This is a genomic window from Streptococcus sp. 27098_8_70 (genome assembly GCF_041432215.1).
GTDB classification, from domain to species: domain Bacteria; phylum Bacillota; class Bacilli; order Lactobacillales; family Streptococcaceae; genus Streptococcus; species Streptococcus oralis_CP.
In genome coordinates, this window is record NZ_JAPVZD010000007.1 from 1 (window position 1) to 23,860 (window position 23,860).

A 23,860-nucleotide genomic window follows, 5' to 3' on the forward strand; every position below is an offset into this window, starting at 1 on the left:
ATCGCTGCTTCCTTATCAGTGATAGTGGCATCTTTGTTGATGTCGTCGATTGTCTCTCTTTCAATTTTTTCTAGGGTAGCGCTTAAATCTGAGCGAACTTTAGCTACATCAACCTGAGCCTCTTTATCAGCTTCGTCTAACTTAGCTTGGTCTTCATCTGTGAATTCTGATACAGGTTCAACTACTGTTTTGTGCTCGCTCGTATCTGCTGGCCAGTCTACAATAACATCACCAATCTCCAAATCCTCATCTGCGATAGCCTTCAAAAGGTCTTCTTTACCGATCTCTTCTTTGGCTTCTTTGATGGCCGTTTCTTTATCGGTGATTGAAGCGTCTTTTTTAATATCTTCAATTACAGCATTTTCAAGAGATTCTAGGGCTTGAACCAGAGCATCCGTCGCTTGAGAAACTTGTTCTTTGGCATCTTTTTCAGCATGGTCTAGTAGAGTCTTCTCCTCAGTAGATAATTTTTTATTAGTTTGAATCTCAGGGCCTGTTACCACAGCCTTATCTTCTGCACCTTCTGGCAATTCAGCGATGATATTATCTAAGCTAAGCTCTCCAGACTCAAGAGTATCTGAAATATACATCTTACCGATATATTCCTTCACAGCTTCAGCTGCCTCCTCTTTGTCCTCAATTGCTTCCTTATCCTTAATATCACTAATAGCCTGTTCCTCAAGTTCATCCAAAGCCTTCATCAACTCTTCTTTGGTCATCTTAGCTGAATTTGTCGCACCAGGATTAGCTGGACTAGCGTTTTCTGATCCCTTTTCAGTTTGAGCACCGCTCTCCCCTTCTGTTCCAGCTTGTGGTTGTGCAGGAACAACTGCCTGCTCTTCTGTTTTCCCTTCATCTGCCTTAACTACTGAAGGCTGTGAAACGAGTACACTAGCACCCAATACAGCTGCACTTGCTAAACTTGTTAAAATAACTTTCTTCTTGTCCATTAGACAATGCCCCTCTTATAGTTTTTTAATATTATTATATTATACTACTTAATGAACGTCAACTAATTCGATATCCATTTTAAAATTTTATGAACAAGAAGAAAGCTTGGATGATGTTTAAGAAACACTTCCTATTCTTACCCCATTTCTGTCTAGTCTGTAGCCATCAATAATCGTATTAACAGCTAAGGCTCCCGAAGCATCGACATAGTAATGTTTCCCCGAGACTTGGAACCATTGACTAGCTTTCATCCGGCCAGATTCCTCTAAGTAATACCAAGTTCCCTTGTCTTTAAGCCAGCCCGTCTGCATCTCACCCGAAGCCTTTAGATAATACCAGTGAGAGCCATCCTTAATCCAGCCAGTTGACATGGCCCCATTTTCTTTTAAATGATACCAATTGCTGTTAACTTTTTTCCATCCTGTTGCTAGCTTACCATTCTCTTGGTAATACCAACTCCCTCCTTCTTTTTTCCACCCATTCTCTGTATTGCTTAACTTTTCATACTTCACATATCTTCTAGAACCGCTATAAGACAAATAACCGAGCCACTTATAACCGTCCTTTTCAAGAACTTGATCATAACTCACACTCTCACCAGCATAATAGTAGTCAATAACCTGTCCTGTGCTTGATGGTTGGTCCATAATAGGCGATTTCCCCGTGAATACCATTGTCCCACTAGACGGAAGCTCTGAGCTACGAGCATTCTCACCCGCACTATGGCTAGTAGATAAATCCTTGAAATGAATAAAACCTGTCATCGAACTAGCCTTGACTTTTCGACGGTTATACTTTTCTCGAACCCCATAGTTATACTCTTCGATTTCAATCGTATCCCCCGACACATTTGATACCCAGGCCACGTGCCCATAATAACCTTCTGTCGACCAAGCAATAGCCCCAACTTCTGGCTTAGTATCCACACGGTATCCTTCTCGCCTTGCACGATGTCCCCATTCATTTGCATTTCCATAGGCAGGAGGAATCTCAAAGCCATTTACACTACTCAAACGAAAGGCCGCAAAAGAGGTACACTGGCGAGAATACATCCGCCACTGATCGATTTCAACACTACCATTTTTGTAGTGAAGCGGATAGTCATCTCCACGCGCTACACTATCAGCTTGAACCGATTCTCCACCAAACAAAAAGGTACTTGTAACAAACAAAGTAGCCAGCCCTACACTCAACTGAGTACATCTACTCTTCTTAACTCCTGATTTAAAAAACGTCATTCATTCTCCTTAATAATATAAATTTCCGAGGTTACCCTCGTTTATACTATTCGGGAGAAAAAGAAAAAAGTGAGCAAAGCTCACTTCATTTTAGGATTCTTAGTCTAGATAGCGAATCAAGTTCTTTTCTGTCAAGATATCTGAGTAGGTAAAGGATTCAACGTAGACATTGGCTTGTTTGTCTCCTTCAACATCCCCAAATTCAACGATAAATAGAGATGGATAAACCTCAATTAGCTTACCCAATCTATTTTTTTGGCGCTTACGGCCATTTTCCAAAGTCATTTCAACGACTTGTCCCTCATGCGCCTTGATCTCTTCTTTGATTTTTTTCATCTTGGCTACATCTGTAAATGCATCTGACATCTTATGCCTCCCTCTTTGAGATACTTGAAAATTTATTGTATTCTTTTTGGAAAATCAATTCCACCGTTCCACGAGCTCCACTACGGTTTTTCTCGATGATAACCTCAACCTTGTTATTTGGAATTCCTTCCTCTTCTTCACCTGCACGATCATAGTAGTCGTCACGGTACAGAAAGGCTACGATATCCGCATCCTGCTCGATAGAACCCGATTCACGAATATCAGACAAGACTGGTCTCTTATCTTGACGCTGTTCAACTCCACGAGATAACTGACTAAGAGCAATGACTGGAACCTTTAGCTCCTTAGCTAGAATTTTTAACTGACGAGAAATTTCAGAGACTTCTTGTTGGCGGTTCTCACGACCAGTACCTGTGATAAGCTGTAGGTAGTCGATCAAAATCAAGCCTAGATTGCCTGTTTCTTGAGCCAGTTTACGTGAACGCGAACGAATTTCCGTGATTCGAATCCCTGGCGTATCATCGATATAGATACTCGCGTTAGCTAGGTTCCCTTGAGCAATGGTATACTTTTGCCACTCCTCATCAGTCAATTGACCTGTACGGATAGAATGGGACTCCACCAAACCTTCAGCAGCCAACATACGGTCTACTAGACTTTCCGCACCCATTTCCAGCGAAAAGATAGCAACCGTCTTGTCCAACTTAGTCCCGATGTTCTGAGCAATGTTCAAAGCAAAGGCCGTCTTACCAACTGCTGGTCGCGCCGCTAGGATAATTAACTCCTCCTCATGAAGACCTGTCGTCATATGGTCCAAATCACGGTAGCCCGTTGCAATACCAGTGATATCCGTTGTTTGTTGTGACCGAACTTCTAGGTTCCCAAAGTTGATATTTAGAATATCTCGGATGTTCTTGAAACCACTACGATTGGCGTTTTCGCTAACATCAATGAGCCCCTTTTCAGCCTGAGCAATGATTTCATCTGCAGGCTTAGAAGCCTCATAGGCTTGGTTGACAGACTCTGTCAATTTGGAAATCAAGCGACGTAGCATAGCCTTTTCAGCTACAATTTTAGCATAATACTCCGCATTAGCTGAAGTTGGTACAGAGTTGACGATTTCAACAAGATAGGACAAGCCACCAATATTTTGGAGATCCCCTTGGCTATCCAAAATCGTCCGAACTGTCGTCGCATCAATTGCTTCCCCACGATCCGACAAATCTACCATCGCTTGGAAAATCAACCGATGAGCATACTTAAAGAAGTCACGAGAATCAATGTATTCTCGGACAAAAACGAGCTTACTCTCATCTATAAAAATAGCCCCCAGAACAGATTGTTCTGCCAAAATATCCTGAGGTTGAACTCGCAGTTCCTCTACTTCTGCCATCCGACTTTCCTTCCTTTTACAATCTTGTCAAGAAGTTGTAAACTTAACCTTCTTTTACACAAAGATTGATGACACTTGTAACATCTTGATAGATCTTCACTGGTACATCAATCAAACCTACTGCTCGAATTGGTGCTTGCACTTGAATATTGCGTTTGTCAATCTTAATACCAAACTGCTTTTGCAATTCTTCTGCAATTTTCTTGTTAGTGATAGAGCCAAATGTACGGCCATCTGGTCCAACCTTTTCAACAAACTCTACAACAGTTTCTTCTGCTTCAAGCTTAGCCTTGATAGCCTTTGCTTCAGCAATCATCTCTGCATGAGCTTTTTCTTCAGATTTTTGTTTTCCACGCAACTCACCCACTGCTTGAGCAGTCGCTTCCTTGGCCAAATTCTTTTTAATCAGGAAGTTTTGAGCATAGCCAGTTGGCACTTCCTTGATTTCGCCTTTCTTCCCTTTTCCTTTAACATCTGCTAAAAAGATTACTTTCATTCTTCTTTCTCCTTTTCCTTTAGTTCTTCCAAGATTAGTTGAGTCAATTTTTCTCCTGCTTCCGACAAACTCATATCCTCGATTTGCGCGGCAGCTAGATTAAAGTGACCTCCACCACCCAGCTCTTCCATAATGCGTTGCACATTGATTTTACTACGACTTCGAGCCGAGATGGAGATAAATCCTTGTGTATTTTTTGCCAGAACGAAACTAGCCTCAATACCAGACATAGCCAACATAGCATCAGCAGCCTTACTGATAACAACTGTGTCATAAGACATTGAGTCCTTAGCTTGGGCAATCAAGATATCTGAACCTAACTTACGACCTTGTAAAATGAGTTCATTTACCTCACGGTACTCTTCAAAATCTGTCGCAGCAATCTCCTGGATAGCAATACTGTCACTTCCCCGTGTTCTCAAATAGCTAGCCACATCAAAGGTTCGGCTCGTCACGCGAGATGTGAAATTCTTGGTATCCAGCATCATACCAGCCATCAAAACACTGGCCTGCATACGACTCAAACGATTCTTCTTAGAATTTTGGAACTGAATCAATTCTGTGACCAGCTCACTGGCACTACTTGCCCCACTTTCAATATAGGTGATGACTGCATTATTAGGGAAATCCTGATCACGTCTATGATGGTCAATAACAATAGTTTGAGTGAACAAATCATAAAAATCTTTTGACAAGGTCAAAGCCGTCTTGGAATGATCCACCAGAATCAATAATGAACGGTTTGTAACTAGCTTCATCGCATCTGTAAGAGATAAAAGTTTCGTGACATCTTCCTTCTTCAAGAACTGAATAGCACGTTCGATATCTGCTGGCATATGGTCTGCATCGTAGACAGCATAACTGTTCTCAATAATATTACTTGCAAACAACTGCATACCAACAGCAGAGCCTAAAGCATCCATATCTAGATTTTTATGACCGACTACAAAAACTTGGTCAACACTTCGAATCTTATCAGAAATGGCTGTCATCATGGCTCTCGTACGTGTACGAGTACGTTTGATAGATGCAGCAGTTCCTCCACCAAAGTAGACTGGATTCTTGGTTTCGTTATTTTCCTTGACCACCACCTGGTCACCACCGCGAACTTCTGCTAAGTTCAAGTTGAGCAAGGCAATTTTCCCTATTTCTTCATGGTTTCCATCACCATAAGAAAATCCCATACTTAGGGTTAGGGCTAGTTGCCTCTGTTTTGATTCTTCTCGGAAAGTATCAATAACAGAGAATTTGTCATTCATCAATTCCTCTAGTACCGTGTAATCTGTGAATACATAAAAACGATCCATCCCCACACGGCGAGAAAACATAGCATACTTACTAGCAAATTCTGAAACAAAATTGGCTACAAAACTATTGATATGACTGATATCAGAGTCAGATGTCGCATCCTCCAAATCATCATAGTTATCTACCGAGATGACTCCAATGACTGGACGACTAGTTACCAATTCGACAGTTGCTTCGTACTCCCCAGAAACATCAAAGAAATACAAGACACCCGAAGCCTTGTCCATATGAACAGCATATCGTGTTTCGCCCAAGGTAGCATACGAACCAGGATTCCCAACAGAAGCCTTGATAATGGTTTGAATTAACTCAACATCAATTTCGCCTTCTTCAGTAGTCAAAATCAGCTCAGCATAGGGATTGAACCATTCCACTTCTCCGCTTGATAAGTCTAATTTCAGGACTCCCACCGGCATTTGATCAAGCAAAGTACTCAAGCTATTTTCAGCTTGGTGATTTACATATTGGATTTGTTCAATTTCGCTCTTTTCATACTGTTTTTTTTGCCAAACGAATAAAAGCAAATAAAGCAGTACAAATAAAAACAAAATAGTGATTGTTACAGCAAGATTATGTGAAAAAATAATCAGCAAAGTTAAGATTCCGAAAGTTGCAAGTCCTAGCAAGACCGCAGAAAACGGGATTAAATTATTTTTTTTCATTCTAAACCTCTTGCGCATTATTATATCACAAAAACCCTTAAAAAGCGACCTTTTAAAAGATGCAAGCCCTTCTTTCATGATTGATTTCTTCTAACCTCGGACACAAAAAGAGGAGGGAATCATCACCCTCCTATCCACGCGTTCAGATCACTAACACCTAACGTTCCACGATAAGGGCAGTCCCCATCCCTCCTCCAATACAGAGAGTTGCTAACCCAGTTTTAGCATCACGTTTCATCATCTCATGTAGCAGCGTTACTAGGATACGGCAACCGGAAGCCCCAATTGGGTGACCAAGAGCAATGGCGCCACCATTGACGTTGACAATATCTGTGTTGAAACCAAGTGTTTTACCAACTGCACAAGCCTGGGCAGCAAAGGCTTCATTTGACTCAATCAAGTCGAGATCTTCAACTGTCAAATTGCCTTTTTCAAGAGCCTTGCGAGTCGCATATATCGGTCCACATCCCATCATCTTAGGATCCAAACCTGCACTTGCATACGAACGAATGCGGGCAATCACTGAAAGTCCTAATTCTTCTGCTTTTTCAGCACTCATGACCAAGACAGCTGCTGCTCCATCATTGATACCTGAAGCATTTCCCGCTGTAACAGAACCTTCTTTTTTGAAAACAGGACCTAGCTTAGACAAACTCTCCAAGCTAGCATCTTTTCTAGGATATTCATCTGTATCAAAGATGATAGGATCGCCTTTGCGTTGAGGGATGACAACTGGCACAATCTCTTCTTTAAAGCGTCCAGATTCTATAGCCGCCACTGCTCGTTTTTGTGACTCTAAAGCAAGAGCATCTTGCTCTTCTCGACTGATACCATATTCTTCAGCCACATTTTCAGCTGTAATCCCCATATGGTATTCATTAAAGGCATCAGACAAACCGTCCTTAATCATGGTATCTACCACTTTTGAATCTCCCATACGGCCACCCCAACGGAAACTTGGCAAAACGTATGGCGCCTGACTCATGTTTTCTGCACCACCAGCTACAATAATATCTGCATCGTCACATCGAATCGCTTGAGCAGCCAACTGCACTGCCTTCAAACCGGAACCACAAACCTTATTGATGGTATAGGCTGGTGTAGATTCCGGAAGTCCCGCATGAACGCTCATTTGACGAGCTACGTTTTGACCTAAACCTGCGCCTAGGACATTCCCCATAATCACTTCGTCTACCTGCTCTGGTTTGACATTGGCTTTTTCCAAAGCACTCTTAATAACCAAAGCTCCCAAATCAACAGCTGAAACATTCTTCAAACTTCCTCCAAAGGAGCCTATTGGAGTTCGCACTGCTGAAACAATCACCACGTCTTTCATAACTGCCCCCATTTATACCTTTTATAATAATGCAATACAAAAGTGGTTTACACTGGTGTAAACCACTTTAAAAATTCTATTTTATGATTCTTTCACTTCTAACAAACCAACTTCTCCATCTTCACGGCGATACAAAACATTAGTTGTTTGATCTTCTACATCTACATAGATAAAGAAATCATGTCCCAATAAATCCATTTGGAGAAGAGCTTCTTCTAAATCCATTGGCTTTAAATCAATTTGTTTTGAACGAACGACTTTTGGTTGCACAACATTTGCATCTTCAACTAGAGCATCTGTAAAGAGTTGACTTGTTGCAACTTTATTTTTATTTTTACGTTCGATTTTAGTTTTATTTTTACGAATCTGACGTTCAATTTTATCTGTTACAAGATCGATAGAACCATACATATCTTGAGAAATATCTTCAGCACGAAGAGTGATAGATCCAAGTGGAATTGTTACTTCAACCTTTGCTGTTTTTTCACGGTAAACTTTCAAGTTCACACGTGCATCCAACTCCTGCTCAGGTTGAAAATACTTTTCGATCTTTTCGAGTTTAGAAACTACATAATCACGAATTGCTTCTGTTACTTCTAGGTTTTCACCACGGATACTATATTTAATCATATAAGTACCTTCTTTCTAAACATTTTTGTTTTTCTAACTATATTATAACGCTTTCATTTTCATTTTGCAAATTTTTTCCTCATCTTACAAGGGAAAAAGTTTTAACTTCCAAAGCACCTGCTTCTTCCAAAAGTCGTTTCACACGATTCACAGTTGCCCCTGTTGTATAGATGTCATCAATCAGCAAAATCTTCTTGGGAAGTGAGATTCCATCTTTAATAAAAAATGGAATTTCAGTAGCTAACCTTTCCAAACGGCTTTTAGAAGAACTAGCGCTCTCTTCTCTTTTTCCTAATATATCTTTAAAAGAAAAGCCTGCCACTTCGACCAAACCCTCAACTTGGTTAAAACCCCTCTCAAGCAATCTTTCAGGACTTAGGGGAATTACAACAAATTGATAACCTCTATACTTTTTCAGTTCCTCAGCAAGAACGGAAGCAAAAACTTTTCTAAGCAAAAAATCACCATCAAACTTATATTGACTGAAAAAGTCTTTCATAGCTTGATTATAGGTAAAGATTGCCTTATGATCAACTTCAATCCCATCTTTACACCAAGATTTACAATCTTGACACTGAGTTGACAGACCTAATTTCATACAGTTTGGACAATATTTCTCACCAATCTTCTCAAAACTAGAAGCACAAGCTGAGCAAAGATAACTGCAGTCATCTTTCAAAATGAAGAGACTACCAAAAGTCATCTCACTCTTTGTAGTCTGGCCACATAGTAAACAGTTCATAATCCCGCCTCCTTGTTCATCTGCTTGATTTCCTTGATTGCCTTCTTGATGGAAGCATTTAATCCATCATGAAAGAAGAGCAACTCACCAGTCGGTCTGTCCATACTACGCCCAACTCGACCACCAATCTGAATCAAGCTAGACTTGGTAAAGAGACGATGATTAGCTTCTACTACGAAAACATCCACACAAGGGAAGGTAACCCCACGTTCCAAGATTGTCGTACTGATCAGTATTGTTAGTTCTCCATCTCGAAAAGCTTGCACCTGCTCTAATCGGTCTTCTGTCACAGAAGACACAAAGCCGATATTCTCATTCGGGTACTGCTCCTTCAAGATTTCTTTTAGTTTTTCGCCTTTCTTAATCTCTGATGCAAAAATCAGCAGAGGATAACCTGTTCTTCTCTGTTTCTCAATATAGGTCTTTAACTTGGTTGACAATTGGTTTTTCTCTAAACAGCGATTAAAATCCGATAACCAGACAGGTTTAGGAATAATCAAAGGATTTCCATGAAACCGTCTTGGCAAGCTTAATCGTTTTAATTCTCCTGTGCGAACCTTCCTATCTAACTCATCTGTAGAAGTTGCTGTAAGGAATATCCTTAATCCATCTTCCTTTACACTATTCTTTACAGCATAGTAAAGCATAGAGTTGTCAACATAAGGAAAGGCATCTACCTCATCCACTATCAACAAATCAAAAGCATGATAAAATTTTAATAACTGATGAGTTGTTGCAATTACTAAGGGAGTTCGAAAATAGGGCTCTGATTCGCCATGGAGTAGCGCTATATCGCAAGCAAAGTCATTCTGCAGTCGCTTATACAGTTCTAAACATACATCAATTCGAGGACTGGCCAAACAAACTGCACCACCATCATCAATCACTTTAGCTACAACTTGATAGATCATCTCTGTCTTTCCAGCACCTGTCACAGCATGAACTAAAGTCGGTTCTTTCTTTTCGACTGCTCGAACCAACCCCTCTGATACCTTTTCCTGAAAAGGGGTTAACTGACCACGCCATTTGAGAACATCTTGCTTAGGAAAATCTTCCTGCGAAAAATAGTATAAGGCTTGATCACTCCTGACTCGCTTCATCAGCAAACACTCCCTACAATAGTAGACGCCGATAGGCAAATACCATTCTTCTAGAATCGAACTATTACAACGTTGACAAAACAGTTTCCCCTTCTCTTTTCTCATTGCTGGCAGTCTCACTGCTACCTGTCGTTCTTCTTCAGTTAATTCTTTCTCAGTAAACAACCGACCGAGATAATTTGGATTTACTTTCATACTTTAATATTCGTAAAAATCTAGCACTTTAGGTGTTTTTTTAGTACAATTAAATCATGGAATTTAGAACAATTAAAGAGGATGGGCAGGTCCAAGAAGAAATCAAAAAATCTCGATTTATCTGTCATGTCAAGCGTGTTTATAGCGAAGAAGAGGCTCGTGACTTCATAACTACCATCAAAAAAGAACACTATAAAGCCACCCATAACTGCTCTGCTTTTATTGTAGGAGAACGAAGTGAAATCAAGCGCACGAGTGATGATGGAGAGCCTAGTGGTACTGCTGGAGTCCCTATGCTTGGAGTCTTAGAAAATCATAATCTTACCAATGTCTGTGTAGTAGTTACCCGCTACTTTGGTGGCATCAAACTAGGTGCTGGTGGTTTGATCCGTGCCTATGCAGGTAGCGTAGCCTTGGCTGTTAAAGAAATTGGCATTATTGAAATCAAAGAACAGGCTGGCATAGCCATTCAGATGTCTTACGCTCAGTATCAAGAATATGGCAATTTCCTTAGAAAGCATCATCTCATGGAGCTGGATACAAACTTTACAGATCAAATTGCTACAATGATCTATGTTGATAAGGAAGAGAAAGAAAATATCAAAGCTGCTCTTGTTGAGTTCTTTAATGGAAAGGTCACTTTAACTGATCAAGGCTTACGGGAAGTTGAAGTTCCTGTAAACTTAGTGTAAACGAAGGAGAAATTATGGCTTTTGGGAAATTTATTCAAGGACTTGCTGGAAATTTTAGCGAGGAGAACAAAGAGACTCTTATCAAAGAATATGGTCAATATCTACTAGAGAATGAAGAAATTCAAAGCGGGTATAAACTTATTCGAGATTCAATCATCTTTACAAATATCCGTATTATTTTTACAGATAAGCAAGGTGCTACTGGTCGCAAGACGTCTGTTAAGTCTCTTTTTTTGATGAACATTGTAAACGTTGAAATGGAAACTGCTGGAGCAGGTATAGATGATAGTGAGATTACGATCACTTATTTAGAAAATATCTTTCTAAAAGCACATAATGAGCATCTGAGTTTCCATAAATTTGAATTCCCTAAAAAAACGGACATCCTTCCGCTTTACACCTATTTATTAGAATTGGCTTATCACAATCGATTAAAAATTAATGGCTTAGACCTTTGATATAAAAAAATCCTATCACTTTGATAGGATTTCTATATTTTACAAATAGCCTTGAGCGCGTTATACTAGTATCATCTTATACAAAGAGGTATATCTATGACTATTTATAACAATATCACTGAACTAATTGGACAAACACCGATTGTTAAACTCAACAACATTGTTCCAGAGGGTGCTGCAGATGTCTATGTTAAACTAGAAGCTTTTAACCCTGGTTCGTCAGTAAAGGACCGTATTGCCCTTAGCATGATTGAAAAAGCAGAACAAGATGGTATTCTAAAACCGGGTGCTACCATTGTTGAAGCAACGAGTGGAAACACTGGTATCGGTCTTTCATGGGTCGGTGCTGCTAAAGGATATAAAGTTGTTATCGTCATGCCTGAAACGATGAGTGTGGAACGCCGTAAAATTATCCAAGCCTATGGTGCTGAACTCGTCCTCACTCCTGGTAGCGAAGGAATGAAAGGGGCCATTGCTAAAGCTCAGGAAATCGCTGCTGAACGTGACGGCTTCCTTCCACTCCAATTTAATAATCCAGCTAACCCAGAAGTACACGAAAGAACAACAGGAGCTGAAATACTAGCTGCTTTCGGTTCTGATGGACTAGATGCTTTTGTGGGTGGTGTTGGTACTGGTGGAACGATCTCAGGTGTTTCTCACGCTCTTAAAGCAGCAAATTCAAACATTCAAGTTTATGCAGTTGAGGCAGACGAGTCAGCTATCTTGTCTGGTGAAAAACCAGGACCCCACAAAATTCAAGGCATCTCAGCTGGATTTATTCCTGAAACACTTGATACAAAGGCCTATGATGGTATTGTCCGTGTAACGTCAGATGATGCTCTAGCTCTTGGCCGTGAAATTGGTGGAAAAGAAGGCTTCCTTGTTGGGATTTCTTCAGCTGCAGCGATTTACGGGGCAATTGAGGTTGCCAAGAAATTAGGTACAGGTAAGAAAGTCCTTGCTTTAGCACCAGATAACGGCGAACGTTATTTGTCTACAGCACTCTATGAATTTGAAGTGTAGCCTCCTAAATGCACTTAGCCCTTATTAAAGGGCTTTTTGTTTACTCATACAGAATCTACTCTCTAGACAAAAAGAAAAAGGAAGCAATTTGCTTCCTTTTCTATTAGTTATTCAAGGCTGCTGCCATTGTAGCTGCAACTTCTGCTTCAAAGTCGTTTGCAGCTTTCTCAATACCTTCACCAACTTCAAAGCGAGCGAACTCAACTACTGAAGCATTTACTGATTCAAGGTAAGCTTCAACTGTCTTGCTGTCATCCATGATGTATACTTGTGCAAGAAGTGTGTATGCTTGGTCAACTTTAGTGTTGTCAAGCATGAAGCGGTCCATTTTACCTGGGATGATTTTGTCCCAGATTTTTTCTGGTTTGCCTTCTGCAGCCAACTCAGCTTTGATATCAGCTTCAGCTTGAGCAATCACTTCATCAGTCAATTGTGCTTTTGATCCATACTTCAAGTGTGGAAGAGCTGGTTTACCAACCATTGCACGGCTTTCGTTATCTTGGTCGATTACGTGGTTCAATTGTGCCAACTCATCTTTAACGAATTGCTCATCCAATTCTTTGTAAGAAAGAACTGTTGGTTTCATCGCAGCAATGTGCATTGAGATTTGTTTAGCAAGAGCTTCGTCTCCACCTTCAATAACAGAGATAACACCGATACGGCCACCATTGTGTTGGTATGCTCCGAAGTGTTGTGCATCTGTTTTTTCAAGCAAAGCAAAACGACGGAATGAGATTTTTTCACCGATTGTAGCTGTTGCAGATACATATGCAGCTTCAAGAGTTTCACCTGAAGGCATTGTCAAAGCAAGAGCTTCTTCGTTGTTCGCTGGTTTTCCTTCAGCAATTACTTTAGCTGTTGCGTTTACCAAGTCAACGAATTGAGCGTTTTTCGCAACGAAGTCAGTTTCAGCATTTACTTCAACTACTGCTGCAACGTTACCATTAACAAATACACCAGTCAAACCTTCTGCAGCAACACGGTCAGCTTTCTTAGCTGCCTTCGCCATACCTTTTTCGCGAAGCAATTCGATCGCTTTTTCGATATCACCGTCTGTTTCTACAAGCGCTTTTTTAGCGTCCATAACACCGGCACCAGATTTTTCACGCAACTCTTTTACAAGTTTAGCTGTAATTTCTGCCATTTTGATTCTCCTATATTTTTTAAAAATAGGAGAGCTGGGCTAGGCCCCGCCCTCCTAGGTAATTACTATTTATATGAATTAAGCGTTGTCGCCTTCTACAACTTCAACGATTTCTTCGATTGAGTCAGCTTGAGCTTCTGAAGCTGCAAATTCAGCTTCAACTGCTGTTGCGTCCTCACCTTGACGTCCTTCGATGATAGCGTCAGCCAATTTAGCTGTGATCAATTTAACAGCGCGGATAGCGTCATCGTTAGCTGGGATGATTACATCGATATCGTCTGGATCAGTGTTTGTGTCAACCATCGCTACAACTGGGATACCCAATTTTTTAGCTTCTTTAACAGCGATTTGTTCTTTATGTGGGTCAACTACGTACATTACATCAGGGATACGAGGCATGTCTTCGATACCACCCAAGAATTTTTCAAGACGTGCACGTTGTTTGTTAAGAAGTGCAACTTCTTTCTTAGGAAGAACGTCGAAGATTCCTTCTTCTTCCATACGTTTGATTTCTTTCAAACGAGCAATACGTTTTTGGATAGTTCCCCAGTTAGTAAGAGTTCCACCCAACCAACGGTGGTTGATGTAGTATTGACCTGAACGTTCTGCTTCTTCTTTAACAGCGTCAGCAGCTTGTTTTTTAGTACCAACAAACAATACAACTGCATCGTTAGCTGCAGCATCACGCATAAAGTCGTATGCTTGGTCAGCGTATTTTACAGTTTGTTGCAAGTCGATAACGTGGATTCCGTTACGCTCAGTGAAGATGTACTTAGCCATCTTAGGGTTCCAGCGACGAGTTTGGTGACCAAAGTGTACACCAGCCTCAAGAAGTTGTTTCATTGAAATTACTGCCATGAGTATTTCTCCTTTTTGTTTTTTTCCTCTCCTCGACTTCAACTTGCAAAACGACCCGAGGGCAACAGTTTCACAATTCATCAAGAATGAGTATTATCGTTTACACGACAAGTTTCATTTTATCACATTTTAGCCATATTTTCAAGTGGTTTTGCTAGTTTTTAGCCTAACTTAAGACTAAAAAAGAAAAGAGACTCAAATCGAGCCTCTTTATTTCATTCATTAGTTTGGATAGATGTATGTTACGTAACCTTCAGAAGTTGTAGTTGGGTTGAACCATCCACGTTTGTTACCGATTGTACGATCTCCACCATAGTTTGATTCTGATACTTGAATGCTAGTTGATGATGAAACTGCTGTAACAACCGCTACGTGTCCATATCCACCGTCATTCCAACATGCAATCGCACCAACTTGTGGAGTTGATCCTGTACGGAATCCTGCAGCTGCTGCACTTGTAGCCCACTGCGCTCCGTTACCCCAGTAATCTCCAGCCCAAGGTGCTAATGTTTTAGCTCCCCAAGTACATTCTCCAGTTGGATAACTTGAAGCATTTGTACTGTATGTTGGACGCTGTCTTGTTGGAGTTGGAGCAGGTGCTGGAGTGTAGCTTGAATCATCATCTGATGAAGAGCTTGAAGTTGCTTGCACTTGATCTGAAAGTGTTGTATTTCCAGAAGCAACAACTGATTGTTGTTGACTTGTTTGACGTGCTTTATAAGCCGCTTCTGCTTCAGCTGCTGCTTTTGCTTCTGCCTCTGCTGCTGCTTTTTGTTCCAATAAAGTAGCTTTATCACTTTCTGCAGTAGCTTTCTCTGCAGCAAGGTTTAACTCAGCAACTTTCAACTCTGCTTGTTTTGTTGTCAATGCTTGTGCATCGTCTGCAAGCGTTTGTTGGTTCGCAATAACAGTGTTGATTGCTTCATTATTTGCAACCTGTTTTTCAGCGATAGATTTCTTATCAGCTTTCTGTTGTTCCAACATTTTGTTGTTAGCTGATACAATCTCGCTCATGGCTGCAACACGTGAAATAGCTTCTGTAATTGATTTTGAATTTACAATTGTATTGATGTAGCTAGTTGCGGCACCGTTTGTTTGTGCGCTACGTGCTTGTTTCTCCAAAGATTCATTACGAGCAACAATATTCTTAGAAAGCTCTGTAATTTCTCCTTCAAGTTTTTTAGATTCAGCTTGTAGAGTTTCGTTCTCAGCTTCCAAGTTCGTTTGTTGAGTTTGGATAGCTGTAACTTGCGTTTGGATTTCATCTACTTGTTTTTGAGCTTCTTTTTGTTGAGATGTCAAATTACTAATCTTACTATCTTGAGCAGCAATCTTTTCATCAGTTGTTTCAGCGTGGACAGTTGTCAATACCGCCGCTTGTGAAACCAATACTGTACTTAACAAAAGTGACGCTAAGATTTTTTTCTTCATATTGTGTAGATACTCCTTCTATTTAAGACATTACTAGTATACCAAAAAAAGACATAATAAATATTACGCCTTTGTTACATTTTTATTTCTTTCTTATAGATAACATTTTTCAAAAATATATTGGAAAATAAGCATCCATAAAAAGTTTAAAATCATTGATGGGACAAGGCTATAGACGATGAAAACTGGCATCGATTCTACTGTCAATCCCATAGCAAGAGCAAGGAGATAGCCCCCCATATCAAATAGGAAACTCATCACAACTATTGTTAACATTCTTGTCCAACGGTTTAGCAAAATTACACTATTAAATTTATGGAGCGAAGCTCCTATCAAGATAAATAGAAGTGTTGCAATTCCTATCAAGTGGAAAAAATAGATATCGTACACCAAACCCGCTATACAGCAATAAGCTAGATAGAGATATTCTGAAACCTCAATTGTCTCAAACAAGAGAAATAAAAACAGAAAATGACTTGCTAAATGAAAGTGAGGGAAGAAGGATCCCGCTAATTGTCCAATATGTGCATCAATTAGTACGACAAAAGGGAGTAAAAAGAAAATACCAATTTGTTTTAACAGTCTCATTGCTAATTCCCCACTAACTCTACCACATGAAGATTTTTGGTGTCAGCACTTAACTTGACTGTTACTTCCTTTGTTAGATAATCACTGCTGTGTGTTGTAGCAACAACCTCTCCAACAGGGATATCCTTAACATTAAAGTTTCCGAGCCCCCCTGTAGTCACCTTGTCTCCCGCGCTAATGTCGCTGTTGCTGTTTAATTGACTAATTTTAAGCAGTTCAGATTCCTTATCATAACCAACGATAATCCCGTAAATTTCAGTAGAACCATGCAGGATTTTAACAGAAATTTTATCTGAATTTTCGGTGTTTGTCAATAGATTGACCGTTGTTGAATGATCCTCCACCTTTGAAACACTACCAATCAAACCCCCGTTTGCAATGGCCAACATATTTTCAGAAGCTCCTTTTGAACTTCCCGCATCAATTGTTAACTCTTGTTTCCAAGATACTGGAGCTCGCATAATCACATCTGCTGCAATGGTTTTTGTAGCCTGCAATTTTGACTTCATATCCAGCAACTGACGTAATTGTTCATTTTCATTTTTTAAACTTTCTGATTGATTAGACTCCACCTCTAGTTGATAAAGCTGTTTTTTTAGACTTTCGTTTTCATTGTAAGTCTGCGTCAAATGTCCCAAATCTGATTTGAAAGTATCAAACCACTGAAAGGGTTTCTGAACAATTCTATCTACTAAGGAAATCCCATCTCCTAGTTTCGTCACAATAGCGCTTGAATAGGTTGTCACTAATAGAACAGAAACTGCCAAAACTGTGACAAAAACGATGATTAGATATTTTGATTTTTTAAAACGGTTCATATTCCTACCTTTATACTAAAAACCTGCTACTGTGAGCTTCTTATCAATCCTACAAACCTACTAAGATTTTAAGAAAAATAAGAAACATCCCAGTACCAAAATCACAAGAATTGCCAGTGTATCCTTTTGACTCCATCTCAACTGTCTATACTGACTTCTACCCTTTCCTCCTTGATAACCACGCGCTTCCATCGCTATTGCCAATGAATCTGCACGCTTTAAGCTCGTCGCAAAAAGAGGAATTAAAATTGGAATCATAGCCTTTACTTTTTGAACGATGCTGCCTTCACCAAAGTCAACTCCACGGGCTTTCTGAGCATTCATAATTCGCGTCGTGTCATCCATCAATGTTGGAACAAAACGCAAACTCATTGATAACATGAGGCCAATTTCATGAACGGGAACTTTCACGCGTTTCATCGGTGCTAAAAGAGCTTCAACTGCAGCTGCCAGACTCAAAGGCATGGTCGTTAAGGTTAGCAAGGTTGAAAAGAAAATAATCAACACAAAACGACAGAAAATGATTCCTGCTTGTTGCAAAGCATAATCCGTTATTCTTATAAAAGAAAACTCAAATAGGACATTTCCACTTGAAATAAAAAAGAGCTGAAAAAGAGTCGTAAAAGCAATCAAGAAGAACATGGATTTTAATCCCTGAACGAAAAATGAGAGAGAAACGCCTGACAAAGCGATAAATATACCTGTCGCTACAAACAGAACGAGATTGGTGAGAGGATTATTGGCCCAAAATACAATCAAAATCAGCAGGATCATGGCAAGTAATTTACTACGTGGATCCAAGCGATGAATGATGGAATCTCCTGGTATATAACGCCCTAAAATCATACTATCCATTTAGCGACTCCTTAAACTCCTCTATCTTGATTGGCAGTTTTTTAAAAGCTACACCTCTATCTGCCAAACGCTTACAAAAGGCTGTGATTTTAGGCACACCTAACTGCACCTTTTCCATAGAGTCTACATCTTGGAAAACTTCGCTCGGTTTACCACTTTTGACCAAACGTCCCTTTTCCATAACATAGACCTGATCAGCATATGCAGCTACATCATCCATCAAATGCGTTACCAGAACGATTGTCATTCCAGAAAGGTGGAGTTCTTTAAACAAGGTCATCAATTCTTTTCTGCCCAAAGGATCTAGCCCTGCTGTCGGCTCATCCAAAACCAAGACAGTTGGCTCCATCGTTAGCATACCTGCTATAGCCACACGTCTCATTTGGCCACCCGAAAGTTCAAAAGGACTGCGCTCAAAGAGTGACTCATCGATGCCTACCAAGGCTAACTTTTCACGCGCAATTTTCTTGGCCTCTTCCTCAGAAACTCCAAAATTTTGCGGTCCAAATGCAACATCTTTCAAAACAGTCTCTTCGAAAATCTGATTTTCAGCAAATTGAAACACTAGACCAACCTGCTTTCGAATCTGACGAATTTCTTTATTTGTTGATGTAGGGGTAATGACGGTATCGAAAACTCGAACAAAACCCTTACTTGGTACCAATAGACCATTTAAAAGCTGTAAAATCGTTGATTTCCCACTACCTGTGTGCCCTACTAAAGCTGTATAGGAACCATCCTCAATCGTCAAAGAAACATCAGTCAAGGCTGATGAAGATAGGGGAGTCCCCTCTTGATAAGTAAAGCTCACATTTTCTAGAGTAATTCCCATAACTTGTCCTCTAGCTCTCCTTCTGTCAAATAGCCATCCGGCAACCGATAACCAGTCTCTCTCAAAGATTCTCTCAATTGATTAGTAAAAGGCTCATCCAACCCTATCTGGTCAAGGTCAGCCCGAGAAAAAAGTTCTCTTGGGCTACTGGTTGACTCCACTTGGCCTTTTTTCATGACCAAGACACGGTCACTCATCGCAACTTCTTCTAAATCATGTGTAATGGAGACGACTGTCATCTGGTTGTCTTTTCGAATCTCTTGAACTGTCTGAATCAGTTCTCTTCGTCCCTCGGGGTCCAACATACTTGTAGCCTCGTCCAGAATTAAAATAGCTGGTCTCAAGGCAACAACTCCTGCAATGGCCACCCGCTGTTTTTGGCCACCAGATAAACGAGCTGGTTCTCTCTTCTTAAAGTCCAGCATACCTACCAACTCCAAAGATTCAGACACTCTCTTCTTCATTTCTTCACGAGGAAGTCCCTGATTTTCTAAACCAAAGGCAACATCATCTTCAACAGTCGCCCCCACAAATTGGTTATCTGGATTTTGAAAAACCATACCAATTTGACGGCGTAAGTCCCAAACATTCTCAGAGGACAGCAATTGCCCATCTATCCAGATTTCTCCAGACTCTGCTTCAAGCAATCCATCAATCAAACGGATAGTTGTCGATTTCCCACTCCCATTATGACCTACAATCGAAAGCCATTCTCCCCGTTTCACGTGAAACGAGACATTATTAACATCATAATGATCCTGGTCTTCCTTGTAACGAAAAGACAGATCTTTTACTTCAATAATCGATTTCATTTCGAACCAAATGTCCCTTTGAATACATGAGCGCTACCCTTGAAATAATCATAACCAGAGTAGATGGTGAAAAATAAAGCTATATAAAGCAACAGTTGCCCAATTAAATTCCAATGTAAGAGCAAAAAGATAATGGCAAACATCTGACTAAAGGTCTTGATTTTCCCTGGCATCGCTGCTGCTAGAACTGTCCCTCCCGTCTCAACAAGCAACAAACGCAAGCCTGTCACCGCAAGTTCACGACAGATGATAATAGCAACAACCCAAGCTGGAGCCATACCTAACTCAATCAACATGATAAAAGCTGACATAACCAACAGCTTATCAGCCATCGGATCAGCAAATTTTCCAAAATTGCTGACTACATTCCATTTACGAGCAAGGTAGCCATCAAGATAATCCGTTACACTAGCAACTGCAAAAATTATAGCTGCTAGCAAATGACTTCCTTGTGAATGGCCCAAAGTCAAAATAAGAATAAAGAGAGGTATAAAGAGAATTCTACCAATAGTTAATACATTAGGAATTTGTTCTTTTTTCATTGATTTTTCCTTAATCTGTAGTAAATGTAAGTGTTACAGTTCCAGTCTGAGTTGTCAGCTTCGAAGTATCAATCGTTTGATTGTCCACAGTCACAGTAACTCCCTTCACTACACCTAAAGTAATGGTAACAGGATTCTTAGTTGAAACTGTTGTTTTTGCGTTTTTATTGTCTGATGACAAGGTCACACCACCTTCAAGGTCACTTCCTGAAACACTTACCCAGCTAGTTGCATCCGAAACAGTCAGCTGAACCGTAGCTGTTTCCTTACTCGTTTTATAGCGAGCTTCAATGCGGTTCCCTTCACCTGAAACGGTAATAGTTGATTCCGCAGTAGAAGACGAGCTAGACGTCTGACTAGTAGAAGATGAACTAGATGAGGTCGTTGAACTAGTCGAGCTCACAACACTATAATTAGCTGAAGAAGGACTTGGCTGAGTTTGGATGTAGTTCCAGACATAGTAAGTGACAAAAATTAAAATTGACAAAGCAAATAGAACGAAATAAAACAAGGGGAGATAAGACGTTTTTTTCTTATTTGATCGTCTGCGACCAGATAAGTCTTCTTCATCGACATCTACCTCTTCGTAGGTAATCATACTGCCTGAATCATATGCATCCAAAACAATTCTTTCATCTAACTCTACTGCCCAGGCATATTTTCTTAAAAAAGAACGAGCATAGAAGGTACTAGGAAGTTGATCAAAATCATCTGCCTCCATAGCTTCTAGAAAATGCAACTGAATTTCAGTTTTTTCCTGCAATTCTTCCAGACTCAATCCCTGGTTAATTCTGGCTAAACGTAGAACCTCGCCAATTGTTTTTTTTCTCATACGTACCATTCCTTCTTTCTAGTATTAGTCATCTTTTAAGCTGGAAAGATTGTAAAATCAACTAGATCACCATTATCAATCAAACGATGTCCAGCTTCTAGAACATCCTCCAAAGTAATTTCCTGTAAAATTTTCGGAAAATCAAAAATTGTTTCTCCACGATCCATCGGATCGTATTGAGTTGCAATAAATTCCAAAGAGTTCATGCTACTGAAAAACTCACCAAACATCTCACTCTTAACAAGATCCAAATGCTCCTCAGTAATATCCGCATCACTACTAAACTGACGAATCGCTTTACGAAATTGGTGCGAGAGAGAAACAGGCTCATTGGTGTCCATTGTCAATATCACAAAATGAAAGCGACTGTTGACTTCAACCTCAAGTGACAATGACGCATCTAACTTCCCAGACTCATATAACCTTTGAAAACGATCAGAAGTCCAACCAAACATCATCGTAAATAGTAATTTCAATAAAATATTGTAACGATAATACTCAGTTTCTGTTATTTGCCCATTACCTCTAATCGCAACAGCAAGTTTAGGTGAAGAAACTTCCATCCGAAGACTATCTGTTTGCTTCACAGGCTGCAAGGGTAGTTGCTCTTTTGAAACCGTAAACTGTTCTAAAGTCTTCTTTTCCTTTTTTGAAAAGTATTCCTCAACAACTTTTACATCAATATTTCCAACTAAAAACAGTGACATGTTGACAGGTTTGTAAAAGTCTGTAAAGTTCTCTTTTAAATTTGAAACTTGAATCTCAGAAATTGATTTTTCACTTCCAACAATATCTGTTGCTAAAGGAGTATCAGGATAAAGGTTGGCTAATGTTGCAAAAAACAAACGTGAGTCTGGATCGTCTTGGTACATTTCTCGTTCTTGCTGGATAATATCCTGTTCCCTCAAAACAGACTCTTCTGTAAAATGAACATCTCCGACTAACTCATCTAGCAAATCTAAATTTTCTAATAGATGGTCAATTGTTGAAAAAAGATAGCTGATCTTAGTAAAGCTTGTAAAGGCATTACTGTCCGCACCTAATCGAGTAAATGCAGCCATTATATCCTCGGAGTTTTCTCTTTCAAACAATTTATGTTCAAGAAAATGTGCAATTCCTGCTGGATGATGACGTAAACCTTTTCCCAAGCTTGTATAAGTTGCATCTACAGAACCAAATTGAACTGTTACAATCCCATAAACCTCATTGAAATCTTGTTTAGGGAGTAAAGAAACTGTCAATCCATTTGACAATTGTGTTTTGTAGACTGTTTCCTTTACAGCAGGATAGTATTTTTCTTCAAAAGTAACCTTTGTCATTCTACTCCTTCCATAAAGTAAATCGCTTGTAGCTTCAAACTGTTGGCAGCTTTACATACCGCTTCTTTATCAACACTCTCTAATTTTGCCACCAATCGATCAATGTCAAAGCTTGATTTCCCCAATAGAGCATTCAAATAGACTCTTTCAAATAGGGTCTGTTGATTATCTTGAGCCATCAACAAAGATCGTCGAATCATCTCCTTGGTTTGTTCAAGTTCAAAATCTGTAAAGTTACCCTTTTTCAGATCTAGCAATTGATGATTCATCATTTTTCTAGCCTGATTTCGATTTTCTCTATCAATACCCGCATACATCCTTAACAGACCACTAAACAAATCCAATTGACTCGAGACTGTATAGGCTATTCCAGCATTTTCACGAACGTTTGTAAAAAGTTTCGAATGTGCAAATTCACCCAACAAACCATTCATCACAAGCATGGGCAAATGCTCATCATCACCATATTTTACAGGAGAATGATAGCCTAATTCTAAAATAGATTGCCCAACATTCCTCTGAACCATTCCTTCTCGTAGAACATTCGAATAAGATTGATGGTACTGGATAGTGACACCGTTCTCTCTAGCTGTAAAGGGTAATGACTTCAGTGATTCTGTAATTTCTACTTCGTTGAAATCACCTAAGAAAAAGAAATCAATACGATCATTCTTCAGAGCATTTTGAAAGCACGTGTAGCTACTTTCCGGAGACTCATTTGAAATGCTATTTCGTAAATCACTGTATCTCAATTGAAGACGTTCATCATGGAAGAACAAGCTATCTAACTCCTTATGAGCAAAATAAAATGAATCATCCATATCAGTAGCTAAACTAGTCAATAACTGTTTTCTTTCAATTTCAAACAAGGCTGGCTCAAAAGCACCATCTTGAACTAAGGGGGAAAATAAAGTCTGTTTTACTAATTCCAAAATTCGAGAAGTCAAGACATTTTTTTTACTCAAAAACTCATCCCGCACGTAGGTAAATGTTAAGTCAAGAATATGTGCTTGTCCTCTACGATAAGCACTTGTGGAAATATCTGTTCCATATAAACTAGCCAAATATCTGCGAAATGCTTGTGATGTTGGATAAGCTTGATTTGCCGTCTCCAACATACTTGCACTTAACATACGTCCTGCTATTGTCTCAAGAGATAAGGGAGCAGTAAAACGAATAGTGATTTTATTTGTTTTAAACTTTTTGGATTGAACAAAATGTGCTGAAATTCCAGGCACTAACTCCATACCTTACCTCCTTACATATAGAGTTCTATTA

General features: G+C 39.7%; 24 protein-coding genes and 1 pseudogene. 3 read left to right on the plus strand and 22 right to left on the minus strand.

Annotation, left to right across the window (positions count from 1 at the left end):
- From O3655_RS08925 to O3655_RS08970, 10 genes and pseudogenes are all read right to left on the minus strand, one after another.
- Positions 1 to 950: pseudogene (locus O3655_RS08925) on the minus strand (cell wall anchor protein); the annotation flags it as partial.
- 117 nt (positions 951 to 1,067) lie between these two features.
- On the minus strand, positions 1,068 to 2,189 hold the full coding sequence (locus O3655_RS08930) for an SH3 domain-containing protein (protein ID WP_053092022.1): 1,122 nt from the start codon (positions 2,187 to 2,189) through the stop codon (positions 1,068 to 1,070).
- 99 nt (positions 2,190 to 2,288) lie between these two features.
- Positions 2,289 to 2,555: a Veg family protein gene (locus tag O3655_RS08935; protein WP_001278165.1), complete on the minus strand. Its 267-nt coding sequence runs from the start codon at positions 2,553 to 2,555 to the stop codon at positions 2,289 to 2,291.
- Between the two features lies 1 nt (position 2,556).
- Positions 2,557 to 3,909 carry a replicative DNA helicase gene (gene dnaB, locus O3655_RS08940; protein WP_000852476.1) on the minus strand — a complete coding sequence of 451 codons (1,353 nt, stop codon included), beginning with the start codon at positions 3,907 to 3,909 and terminating at the stop codon, positions 2,557 to 2,559.
- 43 nt (positions 3,910 to 3,952) lie between these two features.
- Positions 3,953 to 4,405 carry a 50S ribosomal protein L9 gene (gene rplI, locus O3655_RS08945; RefSeq protein ID WP_033630528.1) on the minus strand — a complete coding sequence of 151 codons (453 nt, stop codon included), beginning with the start codon at positions 4,403 to 4,405 and terminating at the stop codon, positions 3,953 to 3,955.
- On the minus strand, positions 4,402 to 6,375 hold the full coding sequence (locus O3655_RS08950; protein WP_084881599.1) for a DHH family phosphoesterase: 1,974 nt from the start codon (positions 6,373 to 6,375) through the stop codon (positions 4,402 to 4,404). The genes rplI and O3655_RS08950 overlap by 4 nt, the downstream gene beginning before the upstream one ends.
- 157 nt (positions 6,376 to 6,532) lie before the next feature.
- The gene (locus O3655_RS08955; RefSeq protein ID WP_049520659.1) at positions 6,533 to 7,711 is read right to left on the minus strand and encodes an acetyl-CoA C-acetyltransferase; all 1,179 of its coding nucleotides are present in this window, start codon (positions 7,709 to 7,711) and stop codon (positions 6,533 to 6,535) included.
- A gap of 81 nt (positions 7,712 to 7,792) precedes the next feature.
- Positions 7,793 to 8,341 (minus strand): ribosome hibernation-promoting factor, HPF/YfiA family, encoded by a 549-nt coding sequence (hpf, locus tag O3655_RS08960; RefSeq protein WP_000599111.1) that lies wholly within the window; start codon positions 8,339 to 8,341, stop codon positions 7,793 to 7,795.
- Between the two features lie 79 nt (positions 8,342 to 8,420).
- A complete protein-coding gene (locus O3655_RS08965) occupies positions 8,421 to 9,083 on the minus strand; it encodes a ComF family protein (RefSeq protein WP_049520656.1) in 663 nt (220 codons plus the stop codon).
- Entirely contained in the window at positions 9,080 to 10,378 is a 1,299-nt protein-coding gene (locus O3655_RS08970) for a DEAD/DEAH box helicase (RefSeq protein ID WP_009013606.1), read from the minus strand. The genes O3655_RS08965 and O3655_RS08970 overlap by 4 nt, the downstream gene beginning before the upstream one ends.
- Before the next feature lie 56 nt (positions 10,379 to 10,434).
- Between O3655_RS08970 and O3655_RS08975 the strand changes: the two genes are divergently transcribed.
- The 3 genes from O3655_RS08975 to cysK all read left to right on the plus strand — a co-directional run bounded on the left by O3655_RS08975 (position 10,435) and on the right by cysK (position 12,551).
- Positions 10,435 to 11,070, plus strand: coding sequence for a YigZ family protein (locus O3655_RS08975; RefSeq protein WP_371641307.1), 636 nt, complete (start codon positions 10,435 to 10,437; stop codon positions 11,068 to 11,070).
- A gap of 14 nt (positions 11,071 to 11,084) precedes the next feature.
- The gene (locus O3655_RS08980) at positions 11,085 to 11,528 is read left to right on the plus strand and encodes a PH domain-containing protein (RefSeq protein ID WP_247940441.1); all 444 of its coding nucleotides are present in this window, start codon (positions 11,085 to 11,087) and stop codon (positions 11,526 to 11,528) included.
- 96 nt (positions 11,529 to 11,624) lie between these two features.
- Positions 11,625 to 12,551, plus strand: coding sequence for a cysteine synthase A (gene cysK, locus O3655_RS08985; RefSeq protein WP_000158480.1), 927 nt, complete (start codon positions 11,625 to 11,627; stop codon positions 12,549 to 12,551).
- Positions 12,552 to 12,654: 103 nt separating this feature from the next.
- Here the strand turns inward: cysK and tsf are convergent, their stop codons facing one another.
- The 12 genes from tsf to yfmF all read right to left on the minus strand — a co-directional run bounded on the left by tsf (position 12,655) and on the right by yfmF (position 23,829).
- Entirely contained in the window at positions 12,655 to 13,695 is a 1,041-nt protein-coding gene (tsf, locus tag O3655_RS08990; RefSeq protein ID WP_000808059.1) for a translation elongation factor Ts, read from the minus strand.
- A 78-nt stretch (positions 13,696 to 13,773) separates the two neighbouring features.
- Complete coding sequence (rpsB, locus tag O3655_RS08995; protein ID WP_000268477.1) at positions 13,774 to 14,553, minus strand: 30S ribosomal protein S2; 780 nt, start codon at positions 14,551 to 14,553, stop codon at positions 13,774 to 13,776.
- Between the two features lie 222 nt (positions 14,554 to 14,775).
- Positions 14,776 to 15,984: a peptidoglycan hydrolase PcsB gene (gene pcsB / locus O3655_RS09000; RefSeq protein WP_000726991.1), complete on the minus strand. Its 1,209-nt coding sequence runs from the start codon at positions 15,982 to 15,984 to the stop codon at positions 14,776 to 14,778.
- 93 nt (positions 15,985 to 16,077) lie between these two features.
- A complete protein-coding gene (mreD, locus tag O3655_RS09005) occupies positions 16,078 to 16,572 on the minus strand; it encodes a rod shape-determining protein MreD (RefSeq protein WP_095726357.1) in 495 nt (164 codons plus the stop codon).
- A gap of 2 nt (positions 16,573 to 16,574) precedes the next feature.
- The gene (mreC, locus tag O3655_RS09010; RefSeq protein WP_001078971.1) at positions 16,575 to 17,390 is read right to left on the minus strand and encodes a rod shape-determining protein MreC; all 816 of its coding nucleotides are present in this window, start codon (positions 17,388 to 17,390) and stop codon (positions 16,575 to 16,577) included.
- Between the two features lie 60 nt (positions 17,391 to 17,450).
- Positions 17,451 to 18,245: an energy-coupling factor transporter transmembrane protein EcfT gene (locus tag O3655_RS09015; RefSeq protein ID WP_084945036.1), complete on the minus strand. Its 795-nt coding sequence runs from the start codon at positions 18,243 to 18,245 to the stop codon at positions 17,451 to 17,453.
- Positions 18,238 to 19,077, minus strand: coding sequence for an energy-coupling factor transporter ATPase (locus O3655_RS09020; RefSeq protein ID WP_084945035.1), 840 nt, complete (start codon positions 19,075 to 19,077; stop codon positions 18,238 to 18,240). Before O3655_RS09020 ends, O3655_RS09015 begins: the two co-directional genes overlap by 8 nt.
- Positions 19,062 to 19,889: an energy-coupling factor ABC transporter ATP-binding protein gene (locus tag O3655_RS09025; RefSeq protein ID WP_042903076.1), complete on the minus strand. Its 828-nt coding sequence runs from the start codon at positions 19,887 to 19,889 to the stop codon at positions 19,062 to 19,064. The genes O3655_RS09020 and O3655_RS09025 overlap by 16 nt, the downstream gene beginning before the upstream one ends.
- A complete protein-coding gene (gene pgsA / locus O3655_RS09030; protein ID WP_042903077.1) occupies positions 19,886 to 20,431 on the minus strand; it encodes a CDP-diacylglycerol--glycerol-3-phosphate 3-phosphatidyltransferase in 546 nt (181 codons plus the stop codon). Before pgsA ends, O3655_RS09025 begins: the two co-directional genes overlap by 4 nt.
- A 10-nt stretch (positions 20,432 to 20,441) precedes the next feature.
- Entirely contained in the window at positions 20,442 to 21,263 is an 822-nt protein-coding gene (rodZ, locus tag O3655_RS09035) for a cytoskeleton protein RodZ (protein ID WP_042903078.1), read from the minus strand.
- Positions 21,264 to 21,298: 35 nt separating this feature from the next.
- Positions 21,299 to 22,582, minus strand: coding sequence for an EF-P 5-aminopentanol modification-associated protein YfmH (yfmH, locus tag O3655_RS09040; RefSeq protein ID WP_371641308.1), 1,284 nt, complete (start codon positions 22,580 to 22,582; stop codon positions 21,299 to 21,301).
- On the minus strand, positions 22,579 to 23,829 hold the full coding sequence (yfmF, locus tag O3655_RS09045) for an EF-P 5-aminopentanol modification-associated protein YfmF (RefSeq protein WP_084945034.1): 1,251 nt from the start codon (positions 23,827 to 23,829) through the stop codon (positions 22,579 to 22,581). Before yfmF ends, yfmH begins: the two co-directional genes overlap by 4 nt.
- Positions 23,830 to 23,860 lie beyond the last annotated feature (31 nt).

Excerpts from the sequence above, each read along its gene's own strand:
- rplI (WP_033630528.1), bottom strand. The coding sequence starts at position 4,405 with ATGAAAGTAATCTTTTTAGCAGATGTTAAAGGAAAAGGGAAGAAAGGC.
- O3655_RS09015 (WP_084945036.1), bottom strand. The coding sequence starts at position 18,245 with ATGGATAGTATGATTTTAGGGCGTTATATACCAGGAGATTCCATCATT.
- mreC (WP_001078971.1), bottom strand. The coding sequence starts at position 17,390 with ATGAACCGTTTTAAAAAATCAAAATATCTAATCATCGTTTTTGTCACA.
- O3655_RS08930 (WP_053092022.1), bottom strand. The coding sequence starts at position 2,189 with ATGACGTTTTTTAAATCAGGAGTTAAGAAGAGTAGATGTACTCAGTTG.
- pgsA (WP_042903077.1), bottom strand. The coding sequence starts at position 20,431 with ATGAAAAAAGAACAAATTCCTAATGTATTAACTATTGGTAGAATTCTC.
- dnaB (WP_000852476.1), bottom strand. The coding sequence starts at position 3,909 with ATGGCAGAAGTAGAGGAACTGCGAGTTCAACCTCAGGATATTTTGGCA.
- O3655_RS08955 (WP_049520659.1), bottom strand. The coding sequence starts at position 7,711 with ATGAAAGACGTGGTGATTGTTTCAGCAGTGCGAACTCCAATAGGCTCC.
- O3655_RS08935 (WP_001278165.1), bottom strand. The coding sequence starts at position 2,555 with ATGTCAGATGCATTTACAGATGTAGCCAAGATGAAAAAAATCAAAGAA.
- O3655_RS08950 (WP_084881599.1), bottom strand. The coding sequence starts at position 6,375 with ATGAAAAAAAATAATTTAATCCCGTTTTCTGCGGTCTTGCTAGGACTT.
- O3655_RS09020 (WP_084945035.1), bottom strand. The coding sequence starts at position 19,077 with ATGGGAATTACTCTAGAAAATGTGAGCTTTACTTATCAAGAGGGGACT.
- cysK (WP_000158480.1), top strand. The coding sequence starts at position 11,625 with ATGACTATTTATAACAATATCACTGAACTAATTGGACAAACACCGATT.
- O3655_RS08965 (WP_049520656.1), bottom strand. The coding sequence starts at position 9,083 with ATGAACTGTTTACTATGTGGCCAGACTACAAAGAGTGAGATGACTTTT.
- rpsB (WP_000268477.1), bottom strand. The coding sequence starts at position 14,553 with ATGGCAGTAATTTCAATGAAACAACTTCTTGAGGCTGGTGTACACTTT.
- rodZ (WP_042903078.1), bottom strand. The coding sequence starts at position 21,263 with ATGAGAAAAAAAACAATTGGCGAGGTTCTACGTTTAGCCAGAATTAAC.
- O3655_RS08975 (WP_371641307.1), top strand. The coding sequence starts at position 10,435 with ATGGAATTTAGAACAATTAAAGAGGATGGGCAGGTCCAAGAAGAAATC.
- mreD (WP_095726357.1), bottom strand. The coding sequence starts at position 16,572 with ATGAGACTGTTAAAACAAATTGGTATTTTCTTTTTACTCCCTTTTGTC.
- tsf (WP_000808059.1), bottom strand. The coding sequence starts at position 13,695 with ATGGCAGAAATTACAGCTAAACTTGTAAAAGAGTTGCGTGAAAAATCT.
- O3655_RS08970 (WP_009013606.1), bottom strand. The coding sequence starts at position 10,378 with ATGAAAGTAAATCCAAATTATCTCGGTCGGTTGTTTACTGAGAAAGAA.
- yfmH (WP_371641308.1), bottom strand. The coding sequence starts at position 22,582 with ATGACAAAGGTTACTTTTGAAGAAAAATACTATCCTGCTGTAAAGGAA.
- O3655_RS09025 (WP_042903076.1), bottom strand. The coding sequence starts at position 19,889 with ATGAAATCGATTATTGAAGTAAAAGATCTGTCTTTTCGTTACAAGGAA.
- pcsB (WP_000726991.1), bottom strand. The coding sequence starts at position 15,984 with ATGAAGAAAAAAATCTTAGCGTCACTTTTGTTAAGTACAGTATTGGTT.
- yfmF (WP_084945034.1), bottom strand. The coding sequence starts at position 23,829 with ATGGAGTTAGTGCCTGGAATTTCAGCACATTTTGTTCAATCCAAAAAG.
- O3655_RS08980 (WP_247940441.1), top strand. The coding sequence starts at position 11,085 with ATGGCTTTTGGGAAATTTATTCAAGGACTTGCTGGAAATTTTAGCGAG.
- hpf (WP_000599111.1), bottom strand. The coding sequence starts at position 8,341 with ATGATTAAATATAGTATCCGTGGTGAAAACCTAGAAGTAACAGAAGCA.